This window comes from Bacillus toyonensis BCT-7112, assembly GCF_000496285.1.
In the GTDB taxonomy this organism is placed as follows: Bacteria; Bacillota; Bacilli; order Bacillales; family Bacillaceae_G; genus Bacillus_A; species Bacillus_A toyonensis.
The window spans coordinates 3509975-3526511 of record NC_022781.1; the positions used below are offsets into that span (position 1 = coordinate 3509975).

Below are 16537 nucleotides of genomic sequence, written 5' to 3' on the forward strand. Positions count from 1 at the left end.
AAGTTTCGCTTTATCCTGAGGGGGGAAGTTTGTGTATAAAGTAATTGCAAAGAGGCTTTTAAATGCAATTCCACTTTTATTTGTTATTTCTATTATTTCTTTTCTATTAATAAAATTAGCGCCAGGGGATCCGGTTCGAAACTTTGTCACGCCGAATATGAGTCCAATTGACGTGGAGCGTATTCGCAAAAGTTTAGGACTAGATCAACCCATTTACGTGCAGTATTTTTTATGGTTGAAAAACATTTTAACAGGAAACTTTGGTTACTCACTTCAAAATCATCGTCCTGTTTTGGAACTTATCACAGAAAGATTACCTGCAACAATTGGGTTAATGGGATCATCTTTACTCGTCTCATTCGTAATCGCAATACCACTTGGATTATTTACAGGTGTGAAAAAGAATTCATACTTTGACCGCATTATAAACTTTATTTCATACGTTGGTATTTCTATGCCGGTTTTCTGGTTTGCACTACTATTAGTCTACTTATTCTCTTTAAAATTGAACCTATTTCCGAGTATGGGTATGCGCACCGTAGGTAAAGATTCTGTCTGGGATATTGTGCAACACGGCATTTTACCTTGCATGGTGCTAGCGTTCCAAAACGTATCTGTTTATATGAGATATATTCGTTCAAGTACGATTCAGCAATTAGAAGAAGAATATGTACAAATTCAATATGCGTACGGTGCTTCAAAGAAAACAGTGTTATTTAATCACGTGCTTCGAAATGTATTAATACCGATCATTACAATTTTCGGATTATCGATTCCAAGTTTAGTAGGCGGAGCGTTTATTACGGAGACAGTATTCTCATGGCCAGGACTTGGTTCACTTGGGGTAAATGCTATTTTTAGATTTGATTATCCGATTATCATGGCAATTACATTACTATCATCATTCATGTTAATTCTCGGTAACTTAATTGCTGATATTTTATATGGCGTAGTAGATCCGCGCATTCGCATGAGGGGGTGATTTGGAATGAATAATAGGAGATTTCAAACGATAAAAAGTAGTTTTACGAAAAATAAGTTTGTAGTAATGGGAGTTATTATACTTTCGGTTTTAACGATCGCATCAATTTTTGCATTCGTATCGCCATACGATCCTAGTAAAATGTCGATTCCAGATCGTTTACAAGAACCGAGTTTAAGTCATCCTTTCGGAACGGATGATTATGGAAGGGATTACTTAACGAGGGCGTTATATGGCGGACGCGTTTCACTTGCAGTCGGTTTCCTTGCGATGGTTGTTTCTATTACAATCGGCACTGCAGTTGGAACAATTAGCGGATATTTTGGCGGAAAGTTAGACAACTTTTTAATGCGAGTTGTTGAAGTACTTATGTCAATTCCATCATTCTTTTTAATGCTACTATTAAATGCGTATTTAAAACCAGGAATTACGACGTTAGTTCTTATTATTGGATTACTAACGTGGATGGACACTGCGCGTATCGTAAGGGCAGAAACGTTATCTGTAAAAGAGCGAGAGTACGTTTTATACGCAAAAGTATCAGGACAAAAATCACTCATGATAATTGTAAGACATATCATTCCTAACATTTTATCAACCATTATAATCGCCGCGACATTAACTATTGCGACATCGATTTTAATGGAATCATCACTTAGCTTCTTAGGATTAGGTATTAGAGAACCAGATTCTTCTTGGGGCAGCATGCTAAACAATGCGCAAGGATATATTGGTGAAGCTTGGTATTTAACACTCTTCCCAGGATTTCTTATCCTTTTAACGGTACTTAGTTTTAACGTAATTGGTGAAGCGCTTAAGAAAGCTTTCGCGCCAAAAGGAGCTGGACATGAAAACTAACGTGTTAAGTGAAAGGAGTGAGAAACGTGTCTGAAAAACTACTAGAAGTGAAAAATTTAAAGACTTCTTTTTTCATAGAAAGTGGCGAAGTTGAAGCAGTTCGCGGCGTTACATTCCGCTTAAATAAAGGAGAAGTAGTCGGTATCGTTGGGGAGTCTGGAAGCGGAAAGAGTGTAATGGCAAAGTCCGTTATGTCTCTCGTTACGTCGCCAGGGAAAGTGAAAGAAGGAGAGATTCTTTTTCATAATGAAAACATCCTTTCTAAATCTGAAAAAGAATTGCGTTCTATTCGAGGAAATCAAATTTCACTTATCTCTCAAGATCCAATGTCGGCGCTAAATCCAGTCGTGAAAATTGGGAAGCAAATGACGGAAGTAATTATACGACATCAAAAAGTGAAAAAGAAAGAAGCAGAGCAAATCGCGGTCAACTTGTTAAAACAAGTCGGTCTTTCTTCACCAGAAGAAAGGGTGAAACAATATCCGCATGAACTAAGCGGAGGTATGAAGCAGCGAGTTATGATCGCAATGGCGATGTCTTGTAACCCTGACCTTCTCATTGCGGACGAACCGACGACAGCACTTGATGTAACGATACAAGCACAAATACTAGATTTAATGAAAAACTTAAAAAACGAAACGAACATGGCGTTACTTCTTATTACGCATGACTTAGGAATAGTCGCACAAAACTGTACACGCGTTATCGTTATGTATGGCGGACTTATTATGGAAGAAGGACCTGTACTTGATATTTTCCAATCGCCGAATCATCCATATACGAAAGGGCTATTAAACTCTCTGCCAAAAATAGCGAACGGCGTAAAAGAAAGACTCGCTCCGATTCAAGGTGTAACACCAAACTTATTAAACCCACCACAAGGTTGCCCGTTCGCAGAGCGTTGCCCGCATGCGATGGACATTTGTGAAAAAGAACGTCCACCATATTTTGAAATCGGAAACGAAAGACGTTCCATGTGCTGGCTAAACGATAGGGCGGTAGGTGATTTTCATGCATGAAGAAAACTTAATTGAAGTTCGGAACTTAAAAAAGTATTTTCCTATTAAAAAAGGACTATTCGGCAGAAAAACAGAGCAATTAAAAGCAGTCGATGACTTAAGCTTCACTATTAAAAAGGGTGAAACATTCGGGTTAGTAGGAGAATCTGGATGCGGAAAATCAACGACAGGAAGAAGTATCATTCGCTTACACGATGTCACTTCAGGTAACGTTTTATTTGATGGAAAAGATATCGCAAGTTTAAAGGAAAGTGAACTAAAAGAATATCGAAAACGAATGCAAATCATTTTCCAAGATCCATACGCATCATTAAACCCGGCAATGAATGTATTCCAAATTATTAGCGAGCCAATGAACATTCACGGCTCTTACGAAAAAGAAGAACAAAAAGAAATCATATTAGACCTGCTCAAAAAGGTAGGATTAAAAGAAGAACACTTATATCGCTACCCGCACGAATTTAGTGGAGGCCAGCGCCAGCGCATCAGCATCGCGCGTGCACTATCTGTAAAACCGGACTTCATTTTATGCGACGAACCAATCTCAGCACTAGATGTCTCAGTCCAAGCGCAAGTCGTAAACATGCTGCAAGACATCCAAGAAGAAACAGGCGTCACATACTTATTCATCGCACATGACCTATCCATGGTAAGACACATATCAGACCGAATCGGAGTCATGTACTTAGGAAACATAGTAGAAATTGCCGACAGCGAAGACCTATACACAAAACCGGCACATCCATACACACAAGCACTACTCTCATCCATGCCAGAACCAGACCCAACAAACGCAGGAAAAGAACGAATCATTCTGCAAGGTGAAGTTCCAAGCCCGCTCAACTCACCATCCGGCTGCAAATTCAGAACGCGCTGCAAATTCGCCACTGAAAAATGCGCACAGGAAGTACCGAAAATGGTTGAGATTGCGAAAGGGCATCAGGTGGCCTGTCATTTGTTTTAGAGGGAGAGCACTAGGGGGGACCTGGTGCTTTTTTCTTTTGTGCTGGGGTGTGGGATTGGTTGTAGACTAATGGTCAGTGATTGTTTATAGTTGCATTTCCTGTTATATAATTTTCCTTATTTTTCAACTATAATTGTAATGATATGTTAGATTGTATATTTTATCTTTAATATATTTAATGGAAGGGGGACTCTCTATGAAATTGCTTCGTTTATTTCTCATTTTCACTCTTGTTGTATTGTTAAGCGCATGTAATACAGCAACAAAAGTCACAAAGGTTCAAAAAAATGGCGAAACGACTTTAACAATTGGTTCTTTGCAGGGGTATTACGATGTACAAACGCTTAAAGCTGAAAAAGGAAATGTGGAAATTCCTTATGAGGCAGCAGTTGAAGAAGGTACGATTTTATTGCAAGTCACAAAAGACGATAAGGTCATTTATGAAGAAGAAGTCACTTCTCAAAAAGAAGGTCTGCTTTCTTTTGAAGCGCCAAAATCCGGATCATATGATTTAATTGTACGTGTGAAGGGTGAAGAAGAGAAAGCGAAAGGAATTCAAATACATACGAAGCTATGAAAAAACGGCAAGCGGAGTATACTCGCTTGCCGTTTCCATTTCCAGTTGGTTCTGGCATAACAAATGCTCATCAATTTCAAGAAGTGAACGTAAAGTAATTCTAAAATATACAATATTTCACTTTCGGCGATGTAATCTCTAATAAAAGATTCAATAAATTTCATAATATAAATATTTAATTCTAATCATTAAAAATCCTACTTTTTCTTACTTTAATTGTTTCTAAAATATAAAGAAGAATACCTAAACCAAATATTTTTTCAGTATTAGAAATATTATTACCTAATTTAATAATAGGTACATTTAAGCTAAATCTTTCACTCCATTCTAAAGGCATATATCCCCTCTTGCAGTTTATTAATATACGATCATCCATTGTACGAAAAGACGTTTCGAAAAAATCAAATTCCACTTCTATCTCAGAAATTTTTATCTCTTTTTCACTCATCAAAGAACCACGTACCATTCCAAATCCTTGTATCATATTTTCTTTAAACATACCTACACAATTATAATTGGAATCATAAATAGCCCAATCATAATTTTCAACTTCACTATGAAAATATGCAAGAATTTCTCCATCACTTGCTTCCAATCCAAAACCTTCTTTATTTTTTAAAATAGGTAATGTTGAAGAAATCATCTTTGTTCCTGCTACATATCTTCCATCAGGAGTATATAAACCTAAATGTTTATTATTGCCGGGTAATTCTAACAAAACATAAGTATCAATATCCCAAAATGTTAAATCATTTTTAACTATATTTTTTTCTAGTAAATTTCCTTTTCTTAATTGCCAAAATCCAATACTAAAAAATACAAGAGAAGCTATAATAATTAAGATTACTGGTCCCCAATTAATATTACCCCAAGTATTATACATACCAATTAATCCATAAAGAAAAAGCCCAGTTCCAATTAAACACTTAAACTTCCCCTTTTTTTTATAATACTCAAATAATTCCACGCAAACACCTCTATCAGTTGGTCTTAATATTTCAATTATCCTTCAAATAGGGGGCACATTACCGAAAGTTAAAAATTGTACACTAAGGGTGTAAAAACCTATTATATCAGGTTTTATAGAGCATATAAGTCTATGTTGATGCTACCCCAATATAGACTTATATTTACCTTTATAATAAAAGAGGACGTGGAGTAACTTGATTATTCTTAATCATTCGACAAGATGCAACAATTTAAGATCGTGTTTTTTGCTATGATAAGTAAGAAATTTACATATCGTGTTATTGGGGGATAAAAAAAGATGTTGAAAAAATTTACTACATGTATTTTAGGTGGCGCTTTAGTATTCAATTTATCTGGTTGCGGCAATACATCCGACAAAACTTCTTCAGAATCTAAAGAAACCAATTCTAAACAAGAAGAAAAGAAAGTGCAAACAACTGATGAGACGAAAACGAAAGAGAATACAAAGCAGAAAAATACAGAACAAACAAAAGAGAAATCAAAAATAAAAGAAAAAGAGTATGCTGTAAACAAGGATTTTCATACACCTAAATTTGATGTAACTGTAAAAAGAGTTGTAGAAAGAGATAAGGTTGGTAAAGAGAGTATAGGATTCCAAAAACCTGAAGATGGACATGTCTTTATTGTTGTAGAAGCAGAAGGGAAAAATATCACAAACGAACCGATGAAATTAGCCGTTTTACCATCAGTGGATTTAGTGGATGAAAATGATAATGCTTACCAAAGTGATGTGTTGGCAGCTAGTAGTTATGCGGTTGAAAAAGCCGAGACCTCTACTATTACTAAGGGATTAAAACCAGGGGAGGTAATGAGAGAAAGTAAAGTTTACGTGATTAATAAAGAAAAATTTGATACAGGAAAATGGTATGTACTTGTTAACCATGAGTATAAGGAACAAATTAAATAGTGTTTATTTATGAAGAGGAGATGGCTCCTCTTTTTTGTTATAAGTTAACACAGAATTTCGTTATGAGGGACTGCCTTTTGGTGGTCTTTTTTGCATAAAATCTTGTAAAGCAAGAAAAAGTAGAATATTAATATTCTAATATTCAATAGAAAGATAAAACGTTTAAAAGTTCAGAATAATACTTTATAATATATTTAGTAAAATTAACCAATGTATATTTTGCTCATTATGTATTAAAGGGGAAATGAAAATGGCTGGACAAATTCGTATGTCACCAGAGGAGCTTAAATCAAAAGCGACTCGATATGGACAAGGTGCAAATCAAATTGAGGATATTTTAAGTCAATTACAAAACTTACAAAATGAATTAAGAGGAGAATGGGAAGGTCGTGCTTTCGAAGGTTTTGATCAACAGTTCAATGAATTAAAGCCAAAAGTACAAAACTTTGCACAGCTATTGCAAGAAATTAATATGCAGCTGAATAAAACTGCAGAGGCCGTTGCTTCTCATGATGAAGAATTATCACGTAATTTCGGTTTGAAATAAAAATTGTCATACTCTATATAACAAGCATTTCAAATGAGCCATACAGCTTATATTGTATGGCTCATTTGATTGCATGCCCAGCGAGTGATATTGATAGGGATATATATTTTATGAGATTTCTTTGATGCATTTGGAGAACTTATAGAAAGGGTTTGAAAGAATGGGACAATTTCAAAGTAATTTACAAACAGCAACGCAAATTGCTACGAAAATGGGATCAGCCTCTGATAGGATTCAAAGTGCAACCAGTCGTTCTATAACAAAGGCGACGCGTACAACATTATCTGTTAACTTCAAAGCACAAGAAGCGAATCAGCAAGTTTTAGACTTGACGAAACAATTTTCCGCTGCCTTTCAACAAGCGGTTGATAATATTCATTCGGTATCTAATGAATTTGAGAGAATGGATAACGAACTTCACAACACTTTTCGCTAATGTGACAACCTACGTAAAGTAAAATAGTAGGAGGAAAAAGATGGATCGGGATATTGAAAATCAAATTAAAGAGTTAAATCTAAAGTTACGAAGTGTATTTGAAGAACAGGACCGAAATCAATCTGCGATTCAAGCTCAAGAACAAGCGGAAGCAGATTTTTATGAATGTAGAAGTCGAAATCGTCGTTTGTTTGATCGAATTTTAGGAACTTGGCATGGTGATAGAGAAATGTCTCAGTTTTTTATGAATACGTATCAAGATGCACAACATATTGAACGAAAAGTCACATTTGAATTGGAAAACAAAAAAGAAACATTGTTTAAAGAGAAACGAGATCTTAGTGATTTAGAAAACGACCTTTCATATCAGCAACAACAATTAGTAAAGGAGGCTAATTCATGAGTTTAAATATGTATTTGGGAGAAGTACAGAACCAAACTCAAAGTATGAACGCTGTATGTACGGCCACCATTCAAGGTATGGAACAAGCCATTCAGTCGATTGATGCTTTTGCAACTGATACTGTGTTACAAGGGCAAACATATAGCAGTGCAAAAGCATTTTTTGTACAAACCTTTCGTCCTCTAGCGCAAGGAATAATTTACTTATGTGAAGAGCTAATCCGACAAAACAATGCCTTTCCAAGTCAATTTCAATCACAGGTAGCTCAGGCAGATGTTATTGAACACGAGATATTAGAACAAATTCGAGAAATTGACCGAATGAAAACAAGTATGGAAGCTGTTAATCAAGCTATGCCAATGCCGGGTATGGATGCCATGGTAAATCTTTTTATTGTTATGAGGCAAAAACTGCAAGAAAAGCTGGATCATTTGTATCAATTCAATCAGACCTCTAGTAATAATTATAGTACAGCAATTCAATTAGCAGCGAGTATTGCTACAGGTCTTGCGGAAGTCCAAAGTGGGAAAGGGTTTAGTGGCGTCAGCGGTACATTTAATACACAAGGATTGAATATGGATTGGACGGGGCCTATTCAAAAAATTACAGAAGATAAAGCTCGTGAAGTTGAAAGATTAAATAAGGATTCTGAATCTGGTGAAGTAGACAAAAAAGAGTCATTTTTAGGTATGACTGGCTTTGATCCGATGGTACCATTAGATGGAATGGGGAATATATTCGGAACGCTTTCAGGTGCAGCTGCAGTAGGAAATACAGTTTATAAAGTAAGGAATGGTTATGAGGTAAAAAAAGAATTTGATAGAAAAAACAAACGAGTTCTTATAAGAGAGAATTATGATTCTGTTAAAGATAATAAAAAAGTTAATGGACGGCATAGAGATCATAAGATTTACTATGTAAATGATATCGAAAAGAAAATCGAAAATGGAACAGCTACTCCTAAGATAAAAGAAATAGAAGCGATGATAAAAAAAGGAAGCGCAGCTAAAATGGCCTTAAAGGATAAGCTTGGATGGGCTAGTGTAGCTATAGATTCATATACGGATACAAGTGAAAATATCAAAAATAATGCCTCGAATGATAAAATTGCAGGAGATATTATTGGTAATGTTGTAGTGGGAGGAGCAACAACTGTAGGGGCTGCGGTTCTGACTGTTGCAGTTCTTCCTGCTGCTACGCCAGTTTTGGCAGTTGCAGCAGCAGGATTCGGTATTTCAGTAGGATTAACATACTTAACAGAAGGTGTAAAATGGGATGTTGATTTAGATGGTGATGGTGAAGATGATAGTATTAAGGATATGGTGAAAACGGGTGCGAAAAAAACTTGGTCAACAGTAGCAGGGTGGTTTAATTAACATGAAAAAAAATACAGATTTTAATAAAAAAGTTTTTGAATATTATATGGCTCTTTATGCTGTAAATGATATAAGATCGACTATAATTACTCTTGTGATTGGGATAGCAGATATATTTGTGCTTTTACCTGCTTTTGCGAGTCCTGTTCAACCGATATATATGTACATAATAGTTCCACCAGTTGCTTTTTTAAATTTATGGGCAATATGGATTGTTATAAATCCTAGGAAGCGGCAATTACAATACACTCTATTTCGTGGGGTATTTGGCATCGTATGTTCAGTAGGTTTATTAGTTATAACCCAAAAGTTTGCATATGGAATGTTAGGATTACAAACTCCCATCTATTTTATTTTTTCGGTTGGTTTGTATATTTTTGCTTTGAATTATTATTATAAAAATCATATTAAAAAACTTCAGGAACCAATCAAAAAATCAAAATCATCGAAAAAAAACTCGGGTTTCGGAGTAGTGGCTTTTATAGGATTGGGTCAACTCGTTGCTAATATCAGTCTTGGTTTTGCAACACAAAAGATGGTAGCAATTGTATTAATGTGTGTATACTCCATGCTTTCGTTTATTTTGTTTCATTTCATTATGGAACTCCATAGGTACTATTATTTAAGGAAGCATATAGAAGATGGGGGTAGAACACATGAAACCTTTTAAAGAGTCTGTATTGAATATTAAGTATATAATCGCGGTTCTCCTATAGCCAGTAAAGACTGCGGAAAAGAAAAGGGAGAAGCAAAATCATAAATATAGAATTATATTTAGATAAAGGAAGGATGGGGAATTATGCAATTTTCTAAAGAAAAGTTTTTACCAAATGGTTCTATTGTTCTATTAAAAGGTGGGACGAAGAAAATTGTGATTTATGGAAGAAAACAAAAACTTATGGTTAAAGAACCTGTGATGTATGACTATATTGGCTGTTTTTATCCAGAAGGATACATTAATCCTGAGTATACATTTGTATTTAATCATGAGGATATTGAAGAAATTATATTTGTAGGTTTTATAGATGAGGAAGAAGAGGCATTTGTAGGATTGCTTAATTGAATGTGATTTAGAAACAGGTGACCTTCAAATTCTGATAAAACTAGCAATCTCCACGCCGAACTTGGACAAATTATAAGCGGGGAAAAGCTGGACACGAAAATGATGAAGAGATTACTATTTTCAAATCATTTGGTTTGGCAGTAGTAGATATTATCGTCGCGAAGTATTTGTATGAGAAAGCGGTGGAGTGCGGGATGGGGAATAGGATTGAGTTTTGAGACTGCCTTTTGGTGGTCTTTTTTGCATAAAATCTTGTAAAGCAAGTAAAAGTAGAATATTCAATAGAAAGATAAAGTGTTTGAAAGTTCGGAATAATATATTATAATGCGTTTGGTGAAATTAACCAATATATATTTTGCTCATTATGTATGAAAGGTGAAATTATAATAGGCGGGTATGTTTATAGATTCCGCGCAGGTGAAGAATCAGGGTTTCCGCAACTTCACCTAACGGTTATGGCGGGGGAGTTTCATTTAAATTTGAGAAGGAATCGAGATAATAGAATGCGAAAATTTTCAAAAATAGTTATATGTGTTGGTGCGTTAATAATGATTATACTGGGCATGATTGTACATGATACATGGAAGGATAGGATTTATTTTTCTTTAGCTGTACTTTTTGTTACCGTACTTTCTTTACTATGGAATATAGTTGCTCATAATATTATGGATAAATTTAAGAAAAAGTAGAATAAATAGCTATGAAACTTTTACCGATTGGAACAGTAGCGGGGTGGTTTAATTAATATGAAAAAAAGTATAGATTTTAATAAGAAAGCTTTTGCACATTATATGGCTCTTTATCCTGTAAATGAAATAAGAGTTCACGTAATTGGTCTTGTCCTTTTGGGGGCAGATGTGTTTGTTCTTTTGCCTGCGTTTGCGAATCCTTTTCAATTACTCTATGTATATATAGTAACTCCTCCAGTTATTTTTTTAAATTTGTGGGCGATATGGATTGCTATCAATCCTCGGAAACGACAGTTACAATACACTCTATTTCGAGGAGTATATGGCGCCATATGTTCAGTCGGATTATTGGTTATAACTCAAAAATATGCTTATGAAGTGTTACAATTACAAACTCCCATCTATTTTATTCTTTCATTTGGTTTGTATGGTTTTGCTTTGTATTATTTTTATAAAAATCATATTGAAAAACTTCAGGAACCAAGAAAAAAATCAAAGTCGTCGAAAGGATCTGGTGGTGTAAAAGTAGCAGCTATTGCAGCGGGATTGGGGCAGTTAATTGCTAATATAATTCTTAGCATTGCAACACAACAGATGGGGGCAATTGTATTTATGTCTGCATGCACAGTGATTTCGTTTGTTTTGTTTTATATGATTATAGAACTCCATAAGTATTATTATTTACGGAAGCATATAGAAGATGGAGGGAAAATACGTATAGGCTTTTAAATGGAAAAAAAGAGCAGCTTCTCTAATGGTGATGAGCTTTCAACAAAGGCTATAGCTGGGAAATTGGATGTGAATATACCCTATGATTGGAAGAGTTTAAAAGAAGATGTATTTGTTAGTAAAGTTATTGGCGTAAAAGGGGCAGCAGGTATTTGAGATAACTCATATAAATTTAAATCCACAATTCCTTTAATGACACCTTTAGGTATTATACAATTAAAAGATAGAGAGGTTACAGTTACTCAAAAAAATTTTTCAGGAGAAGTTATAGCGGGTATTGACGATTACTCCTTAAAAGCAGGATCGGAAGCTTCTACACTTAAGTATGAAGTAGAAGTAAGTATGCTACATTTTTCAGATCAGTTTCCAATTTTTGGAGGTGTAGACCTGGAAATTAAAGGTGATTTGGGATTAGGCGCAATAGGTTTGAAAGGTAGCGTTGGAAAAGAAACTGGTATAACGGTTCCTGCTTTAGAGGGTTTTACTGTGGGAAGTAGTTTAAAATTTGAAAAACCTGAGGAGAAAAAATGATATGAAAACTCCATCGTATAAACCATTATATATTTTAGTTTATGTCGTAATATCTGTATCTATTATAGGATTAATGATTACTCCATCCAACAATTTGTGGGAAAAATTGTTAGGAACTATCGTTCTCATTCTTTTGGGTGTAGGTTTAATATGTTTTTTAAAATTCGGACGGTGGGCGCAAGAGAAATTTTATAATAAATTTACAAAAAAACGGGATTAATATAAGACTGGAGTAATTTAAAACGTGGGAGCAACCTTTGATGATATATGGTAGAAAACAGGAAGATTCAAAAACTAAGGAAACTTGGGATTATGTGGCTTGTTATTATCCTATTGGAAATGTTTCAACTGAATATAATATGTTTTTTAACCATGAATACATATCAGAAGTTATTTTTACTGGTTACATAAATGGGGATGAAATTAAGTTGCGTGAAGATTTGAAATAATAATTTGAAATTTATAACTATAATAAAATATATATATCTTAATGGATATAATTTTTTATTATAGTTATTTTTATAAGTTTAATGGTGAAAATTTTATTGGGAATAGAAGGGGTAATGATGGTAAAAATTTTTAAAAATACAATTTTATTTGTTTTGTGTTTAGTAATTCTTAGTGGTTGTTTTACAAGAGAGGGAACTATTGTTGGTGGTAAAGTTCATGGTTCTTCAGATAGTGTATCAGGTAGTATATCTGGAGATTATAGAAAATTTACTGGATCTGCAACTCAAGATAGGAAAGTTAAAAAAGGTGAGAATTGGATTTTTTCTTTTGATGATAAAACTAAACAAGGAACTATAATTGCTTATGTTGTGGATTCAAATGATAATACAATACTAGAGTTTAATAGTGGCGAAGGCGAAAAAAATATTAAAGTGCCTAAGGATGATACATATAAGGTTAAAATTAAAACGGAAGAACATGGTGGGAAATTTCGAATATCATGGAAAAAAGAAAAATAGTTTTTTGATTGAAAAAAGCATCTAAAGAATACAATGTATTTTTTAATCATAATTAAATCGATAGTTTATTTTTTTAAGGTTTTGAAACAGTTGAAGAGTTAGAGTTAAGAAATAAACTAGCAAAATTTTAATGAAAAGGTAGATTAATTATATGTTTTCCGGATTTCAATGGTTTCCTAAAAAATGGGGAAAAAGAAAAGTTTCAGAACAGTTTCATCAATCAAAGTTTGCTGATGAAGGTAAAGGTATTTTGATTACTATTTATGCTATAGATTTGTATTTTATATCTATTCCTTTAAAGGTAAAAAAATATAATTAGTTTTAATCATAAATATATTCTTTATTTGAAGGTTGGGGTAGAACACAGGAAACCTTTTAAAGAGTTTGTATTGAATATTAAGTATATAATCGCGGTTCTCCTATAGTCAGTAAAGACTATGGAAAAGAAAAGAGAGAAGCAACATCATGAATATAGAATTACATTTAAATAGAGGAAGGATGGGGAATAGGATTAAGTTTTGAGACTGCCTTTTGGCGGTCTTTTTTGCATAAAATCTTGTGAAGCAAGAAAAAGTAGAATATTAATATTTTAATATTCAATAGAAAGATAAAACGTTTAAAAGTTCAGAATAATACTTTATAATATATTTAGTAAAATTAACCAATCTATATTTTGCTCATTATGTATTAAAGGGGAAATGAAAATGGCTGGACAAATTCGTATGTCACCAGAGGAGCTTAAATCGAAAGCAGCTCGATATGGACAAGGTGCAAATCAAATTGAGGACATTTTAAGTCAACTACAAAACTTACAAAATGAATTAAGAGGAGAATGGGAAGGTCGTGCTTTCGAAGGTTTTGATCAACAGTTCAATCAATTAAAGCCAAAAGTACAAAACTTCGCACAGCTATTACAAGAAATTAATATGCAGCTTAATAAAACTGCAGAGGCTGTTGCTTCTCATGATGAAGAATTATCACGTAATTTCGGTTTGAAATAAAAATTGTCATACTCTATATAACAAGTATTTCAAATGAGCCATACAGCTTATATTGTATGGCTCATTTGATTGTGTTGGACACACGTTTAAAAAGAGCGATATTGATAGAGAAATTTCAGATGTTTATTGGGATTTCTTTGACATGTTCTGAAAATTAGAGAAAGGATTTGAGTGATGGGACAATTTCAAAGTAATTTTCAAACGGCACAACAAATTGCTACGCAGATGAGAACAGCTTCGGATATAATCCAGAGTGCAACAAATCGTTCTATAACAAAGGCGACGCGTACAACACTATCTGTTAACTCTAAAGCACAAGAAGCGAATCAACAAATGTTAGATTTTACGAAACAATTTTCCACTGCCTTTCAACAAGCGGTCGATAATATTCATTCAGTAGCCCAAGAGTTTGAGAAAATGGATAACGAACTTCACAATACTTTTCGCTAATGTGACAACCTACGTAAAGGTAAAATGGTAGGAGGAATATGATGAGTCAAGATATTGAAAAACAAATTAATCAAGTAAATCAAAAGTTACGAAGTGTATTTGAAGAACAAGACCGAAATCAATCCGCGATTCACATTCAGGAGCAAGCGGAAGCAGATTTTTATGAATGGAGAGGTCGAAGCCATCGTTTGTTTGATCGAATTTTAGGAACTTGGCATGGTGATAGAGAAATGTCTCAGTTTTTTATGAATACATATCAAGATGCACAACATATTGAAAGAAAAGTCACATTTGAATTGGAAAACAAAAAAGAAACGTTGCTTAAAGAAAGACGAGACCTTAGTAATTTAGAAAACGACCTTTCCTATCAACAACAACAATTAGCAAGGGAGGTCAATGCATGAGTTTAAATATGTATTTAGGAGAAGTACAAAGCCAAACTCAAAGCATGAATGCTGTATGTACTGCTACCATTCAAGGTATGGAACAAGCCATTCAGTCGATTGACACTTTTGCAGTTGATACTGTTTTACAAGGGCAAACATATAGTAGTGCAAAATCATTTTTTGTACAAACCTTTCGTCCTTTAGCGCAAGGAATCATTTGCTTATGTGAAGAGCTAATCCGACAAAACAATGCTTTTCCAAGTCAATTTCAGTCACAGGTAGCTTCAACTGATGTAATTGAACAAGAGATATTAGAACAAATTCGGGAAATTGACCGAATGATAGCAAGTACAGAAGCACTCAATCAAACTATGCCAATCCCAGGTATGGACGCTATGGTAAATCTTTTTACTGTCATGAGGCAAAAACTGCAAGAAAAATTAGAACATCTATATGAATTTAATTATACTTCTAGTAGTAATTATGATACGGTACTCCAACTAGCCGCTAGTATTGCGACGGGTTTGGCGGAAGTTCAAAGTGGAAAAGGCTTTAGTCCTGCAAGTGGTACATTTAGTACACAAGGGTTGAATATGGAATGGACAACTTCAATTCAAGCGATTACAGAAGAGAGGGCACGACAAGCTGCCGATTCAATTGAAGAAGGTGAAATGTGTGGTAAGCTACCTGAAAAATCTACTGGTGAAAAAATTTGGGACGGTATTGTAGATGGTACGGGACAAGCAGTTAGCGATACAATAGACGGAATAAAAGCTTTAGGAGATTGGGAAACATGGGAAAACATGGGGAACGCTGCTTTGCACCCTATTGATACCCTTAGTACCATGTATAATGCATTGTCGGATTCATTTATTAATGATGTAATAAATGGAGATGCAGAAAGTCGGGCAAAGTGGGGAAGTTATGCTTTAACACAAGTTGGATTAGGACTTATTGGTGATAAAGGATTAAGTAAAGCAAGTAAATTAGGGCAAGCGGGTAAAGTGACCAAACTAGCAAAAAATAAGATTCCGCAAGCTATTTCACATATTACAAGTAATTTACAATTGGGAGATCGTTTTGCTCTTGCTGGTGGAAATAGTTTGCGATTTAGATTTGATACGCCTGATTTTAAAAAAGCTGAAGAAAAGCTGTCGACCTATCAGTTTGCTAGAGGTGAAAGTAATTCTGGTGGGAGTAATTTTGTTAATGAAAATCATAGATCTTCACTTTCTAATAGGGAAATTATATCTAATTTACAACATACAGAAAAATTTAGACCAAATACACTCAAACATATCCTAGAGGGTGAAATAAATTGGCGTGGTGACGCAATGGGTTATCATACTGAAGTATTGGAGAATACACCTGGAAAAATAATTAGCGGAACAGAAGAGATATTAAATGATCAAGGCATTTATAAAGCTAGGGTAGAAGTGAATAGAATCCCTAAAACTGGAAATAGAGGATTCTCTACATTTTTCCCTAAAGATTGGAGCCCACAAAAGATTGTAGATAATATAAATGAAGCATATAATAATAGAACGTATGAATTTGGTAACACATATTCTGGAATAGGTTTAGAGGGTATAAGGATTAGCATGTATATAGATGGGAATGGGAAAATTATCTCTGCTTTCCCAGCGGAATAAATTTTATCT

The 16537-nt window shown here is 34.3% G+C and carries 24 protein-coding genes and 1 pseudogene; 24 read left to right on the top strand and 1 reads right to left on the bottom strand.

Annotation, left to right across the window (positions count from 1 at the left end):
- Positions 1-31 precede the first annotated feature (31 nt).
- From BTOYO_RS17960 to BTOYO_RS17980, 5 genes are all read left to right on the top strand, one after another.
- Entirely contained in the window at positions 32-982 is a 951-nt protein-coding gene (locus BTOYO_RS17960; protein ID WP_000278782.1) for an ABC transporter permease, read from the top strand.
- Positions 983-988: 6 nt separating this feature from the next.
- Positions 989-1840, top strand: a complete 852-nt coding sequence (locus tag BTOYO_RS17965) for an ABC transporter permease (protein ID WP_001065314.1) — start codon at positions 989-991, stop codon at positions 1838-1840.
- Between the two features lie 26 nt (positions 1841-1866).
- Complete coding sequence (locus BTOYO_RS17970; RefSeq protein WP_001291165.1) at positions 1867-2859, top strand: ABC transporter ATP-binding protein; 993 nt, start codon at positions 1867-1869, stop codon at positions 2857-2859.
- Positions 2852-3823: an ABC transporter ATP-binding protein gene (locus BTOYO_RS17975; RefSeq protein WP_000544127.1), complete on the top strand. Its 972-nt coding sequence runs from the start codon at positions 2852-2854 to the stop codon at positions 3821-3823. The genes BTOYO_RS17970 and BTOYO_RS17975 overlap by 8 nt, the downstream gene beginning before the upstream one ends.
- 196 nt (positions 3824-4019) lie before the next feature.
- Positions 4020-4400 carry a BA_1872 family lipoprotein gene (locus BTOYO_RS17980; RefSeq protein WP_000771813.1) on the top strand — a complete coding sequence of 127 codons (381 nt, stop codon included), beginning with the start codon at positions 4020-4022 and terminating at the stop codon, positions 4398-4400.
- Between the two features lie 181 nt (positions 4401-4581).
- Here the strand turns inward: BTOYO_RS17980 and BTOYO_RS17985 are convergent, their stop codons facing one another.
- Positions 4582-5367 (bottom strand): hypothetical protein, encoded by a 786-nt coding sequence (locus tag BTOYO_RS17985; protein ID WP_000418483.1) that lies wholly within the window; start codon positions 5365-5367, stop codon positions 4582-4584.
- 300 nt (positions 5368-5667) lie between these two features.
- On the opposite strand from BTOYO_RS17985, the gene BTOYO_RS17990 reads away from it, so the two are divergent.
- The 19 genes and pseudogenes from BTOYO_RS17990 to BTOYO_RS18070 all read left to right on the top strand — a co-directional run bounded on the left by BTOYO_RS17990 (position 5668) and on the right by BTOYO_RS18070 (position 16528).
- A complete protein-coding gene (locus BTOYO_RS17990; RefSeq protein WP_000913413.1) occupies positions 5668-6297 on the top strand; it encodes a hypothetical protein in 630 nt (209 codons plus the stop codon).
- Positions 6298-6547: 250 nt separating this feature from the next.
- Positions 6548-6844 (top strand): WXG100 family type VII secretion target, encoded by a 297-nt coding sequence (locus tag BTOYO_RS17995; protein ID WP_000918602.1) that lies wholly within the window; start codon positions 6548-6550, stop codon positions 6842-6844.
- Between the two features lie 160 nt (positions 6845-7004).
- Positions 7005-7280, top strand: coding sequence for a TIGR04197 family type VII secretion effector (locus BTOYO_RS18000; RefSeq protein ID WP_000529667.1), 276 nt, complete (start codon positions 7005-7007; stop codon positions 7278-7280).
- 40 nt (positions 7281-7320) lie between these two features.
- The gene (locus BTOYO_RS18005) at positions 7321-7683 is read left to right on the top strand and encodes a DUF3958 family protein (protein WP_000373345.1); all 363 of its coding nucleotides are present in this window, start codon (positions 7321-7323) and stop codon (positions 7681-7683) included.
- Positions 7680-9059: a T7SS effector LXG polymorphic toxin gene (locus BTOYO_RS18010; protein WP_000056074.1), complete on the top strand. Its 1380-nt coding sequence runs from the start codon at positions 7680-7682 to the stop codon at positions 9057-9059. The genes BTOYO_RS18005 and BTOYO_RS18010 overlap by 4 nt, the downstream gene beginning before the upstream one ends.
- A gap of 1 nt (position 9060) precedes the next feature.
- A complete protein-coding gene (locus BTOYO_RS18015; RefSeq protein WP_000742403.1) occupies positions 9061-9729 on the top strand; it encodes a hypothetical protein in 669 nt (222 codons plus the stop codon).
- Between the two features lie 129 nt (positions 9730-9858).
- The gene (locus BTOYO_RS18020) at positions 9859-10122 is read left to right on the top strand and encodes a DUF4176 domain-containing protein (RefSeq protein ID WP_001160635.1); all 264 of its coding nucleotides are present in this window, start codon (positions 9859-9861) and stop codon (positions 10120-10122) included.
- A 36-nt stretch (positions 10123-10158) separates the two neighbouring features.
- A pseudogene (locus tag BTOYO_RS26620) lies at positions 10159-10340 on the top strand (ornithine cyclodeaminase family protein); the annotation flags it as partial.
- Between the two features lie 528 nt (positions 10341-10868).
- Positions 10869-11540, top strand: a complete 672-nt coding sequence (locus BTOYO_RS18030) for a hypothetical protein (protein WP_000748155.1) — start codon at positions 10869-10871, stop codon at positions 11538-11540.
- Positions 11541-11696, top strand: coding sequence for a hypothetical protein (locus BTOYO_RS27745; protein WP_000412691.1), 156 nt, complete (start codon positions 11541-11543; stop codon positions 11694-11696).
- Positions 11697-11732: 36 nt separating this feature from the next.
- Complete coding sequence (locus BTOYO_RS18035) at positions 11733-12071, top strand: hypothetical protein (RefSeq protein ID WP_000188068.1); 339 nt, start codon at positions 11733-11735, stop codon at positions 12069-12071.
- 1 nt (position 12072) lies between these two features.
- Positions 12073-12291 carry a hypothetical protein gene (locus BTOYO_RS27995; protein ID WP_000856864.1) on the top strand — a complete coding sequence of 73 codons (219 nt, stop codon included), beginning with the start codon at positions 12073-12075 and terminating at the stop codon, positions 12289-12291.
- A 37-nt stretch (positions 12292-12328) separates the two neighbouring features.
- Positions 12329-12520, top strand: coding sequence for a DUF4176 domain-containing protein (locus BTOYO_RS18045; RefSeq protein WP_170959438.1), 192 nt, complete (start codon positions 12329-12331; stop codon positions 12518-12520).
- Positions 12521-12637: 117 nt separating this feature from the next.
- A complete protein-coding gene (locus BTOYO_RS18050) occupies positions 12638-13039 on the top strand; it encodes a hypothetical protein (protein WP_000238713.1) in 402 nt (133 codons plus the stop codon).
- Positions 13040-13190: 151 nt separating this feature from the next.
- A complete protein-coding gene (locus BTOYO_RS27750; RefSeq protein ID WP_000490950.1) occupies positions 13191-13358 on the top strand; it encodes a hypothetical protein in 168 nt (55 codons plus the stop codon).
- 385 nt (positions 13359-13743) lie between these two features.
- Positions 13744-14040, top strand: coding sequence for a WXG100 family type VII secretion target (locus tag BTOYO_RS18055; RefSeq protein WP_000918591.1), 297 nt, complete (start codon positions 13744-13746; stop codon positions 14038-14040).
- Between the two features lie 174 nt (positions 14041-14214).
- Positions 14215-14490 (top strand): TIGR04197 family type VII secretion effector, encoded by a 276-nt coding sequence (locus BTOYO_RS18060; protein WP_000529651.1) that lies wholly within the window; start codon positions 14215-14217, stop codon positions 14488-14490.
- 41 nt (positions 14491-14531) lie between these two features.
- Positions 14532-14894 carry a DUF3958 family protein gene (locus tag BTOYO_RS18065; RefSeq protein ID WP_000076124.1) on the top strand — a complete coding sequence of 121 codons (363 nt, stop codon included), beginning with the start codon at positions 14532-14534 and terminating at the stop codon, positions 14892-14894.
- Entirely contained in the window at positions 14891-16528 is a 1638-nt protein-coding gene (locus BTOYO_RS18070) for a ribonuclease (protein ID WP_000056139.1), read from the top strand. Before BTOYO_RS18065 ends, BTOYO_RS18070 begins: the two co-directional genes overlap by 4 nt.
- The last annotated feature ends 9 nt before the right edge of the window (positions 16529-16537 follow it).

Coding starts and splice junctions, on each gene's coding strand:
- BTOYO_RS17965 (WP_001065314.1), top strand. CDS start 989: ATGAATAATAGGAGATTTCAAACGATAAAAAGTAGTTTTACGAAAAAT.
- BTOYO_RS17990 (WP_000913413.1), top strand. CDS start 5,668: ATGTTGAAAAAATTTACTACATGTATTTTAGGTGGCGCTTTAGTATTC.
- BTOYO_RS18020 (WP_001160635.1), top strand. CDS start 9,859: ATGCAATTTTCTAAAGAAAAGTTTTTACCAAATGGTTCTATTGTTCTA.
- BTOYO_RS18065 (WP_000076124.1), top strand. CDS start 14,532: ATGAGTCAAGATATTGAAAAACAAATTAATCAAGTAAATCAAAAGTTA.
- BTOYO_RS18000 (WP_000529667.1), top strand. CDS start 7,005: ATGGGACAATTTCAAAGTAATTTACAAACAGCAACGCAAATTGCTACG.
- BTOYO_RS18030 (WP_000748155.1), top strand. CDS start 10,869: ATGAAAAAAAGTATAGATTTTAATAAGAAAGCTTTTGCACATTATATG.
- BTOYO_RS18015 (WP_000742403.1), top strand. CDS start 9,061: ATGAAAAAAAATACAGATTTTAATAAAAAAGTTTTTGAATATTATATG.
- BTOYO_RS17980 (WP_000771813.1), top strand. CDS start 4,020: ATGAAATTGCTTCGTTTATTTCTCATTTTCACTCTTGTTGTATTGTTA.
- BTOYO_RS18050 (WP_000238713.1), top strand. CDS start 12,638: ATGGTAAAAATTTTTAAAAATACAATTTTATTTGTTTTGTGTTTAGTA.
- BTOYO_RS18070 (WP_000056139.1), top strand. CDS start 14,891: ATGAGTTTAAATATGTATTTAGGAGAAGTACAAAGCCAAACTCAAAGC.
- BTOYO_RS27745 (WP_000412691.1), top strand. CDS start 11,541: ATGGAAAAAAAGAGCAGCTTCTCTAATGGTGATGAGCTTTCAACAAAG.
- BTOYO_RS18035 (WP_000188068.1), top strand. CDS start 11,733: ATGACACCTTTAGGTATTATACAATTAAAAGATAGAGAGGTTACAGTT.
- BTOYO_RS18060 (WP_000529651.1), top strand. CDS start 14,215: ATGGGACAATTTCAAAGTAATTTTCAAACGGCACAACAAATTGCTACG.
- BTOYO_RS18055 (WP_000918591.1), top strand. CDS start 13,744: ATGGCTGGACAAATTCGTATGTCACCAGAGGAGCTTAAATCGAAAGCA.
- BTOYO_RS17995 (WP_000918602.1), top strand. CDS start 6,548: ATGGCTGGACAAATTCGTATGTCACCAGAGGAGCTTAAATCAAAAGCG.
- BTOYO_RS17975 (WP_000544127.1), top strand. CDS start 2,852: ATGCATGAAGAAAACTTAATTGAAGTTCGGAACTTAAAAAAGTATTTT.
- BTOYO_RS18010 (WP_000056074.1), top strand. CDS start 7,680: ATGAGTTTAAATATGTATTTGGGAGAAGTACAGAACCAAACTCAAAGT.
- BTOYO_RS27750 (WP_000490950.1), top strand. CDS start 13,191: ATGTTTTCCGGATTTCAATGGTTTCCTAAAAAATGGGGAAAAAGAAAA.
- BTOYO_RS27995 (WP_000856864.1), top strand. CDS start 12,073: ATGAAAACTCCATCGTATAAACCATTATATATTTTAGTTTATGTCGTA.
- BTOYO_RS18005 (WP_000373345.1), top strand. CDS start 7,321: ATGGATCGGGATATTGAAAATCAAATTAAAGAGTTAAATCTAAAGTTA.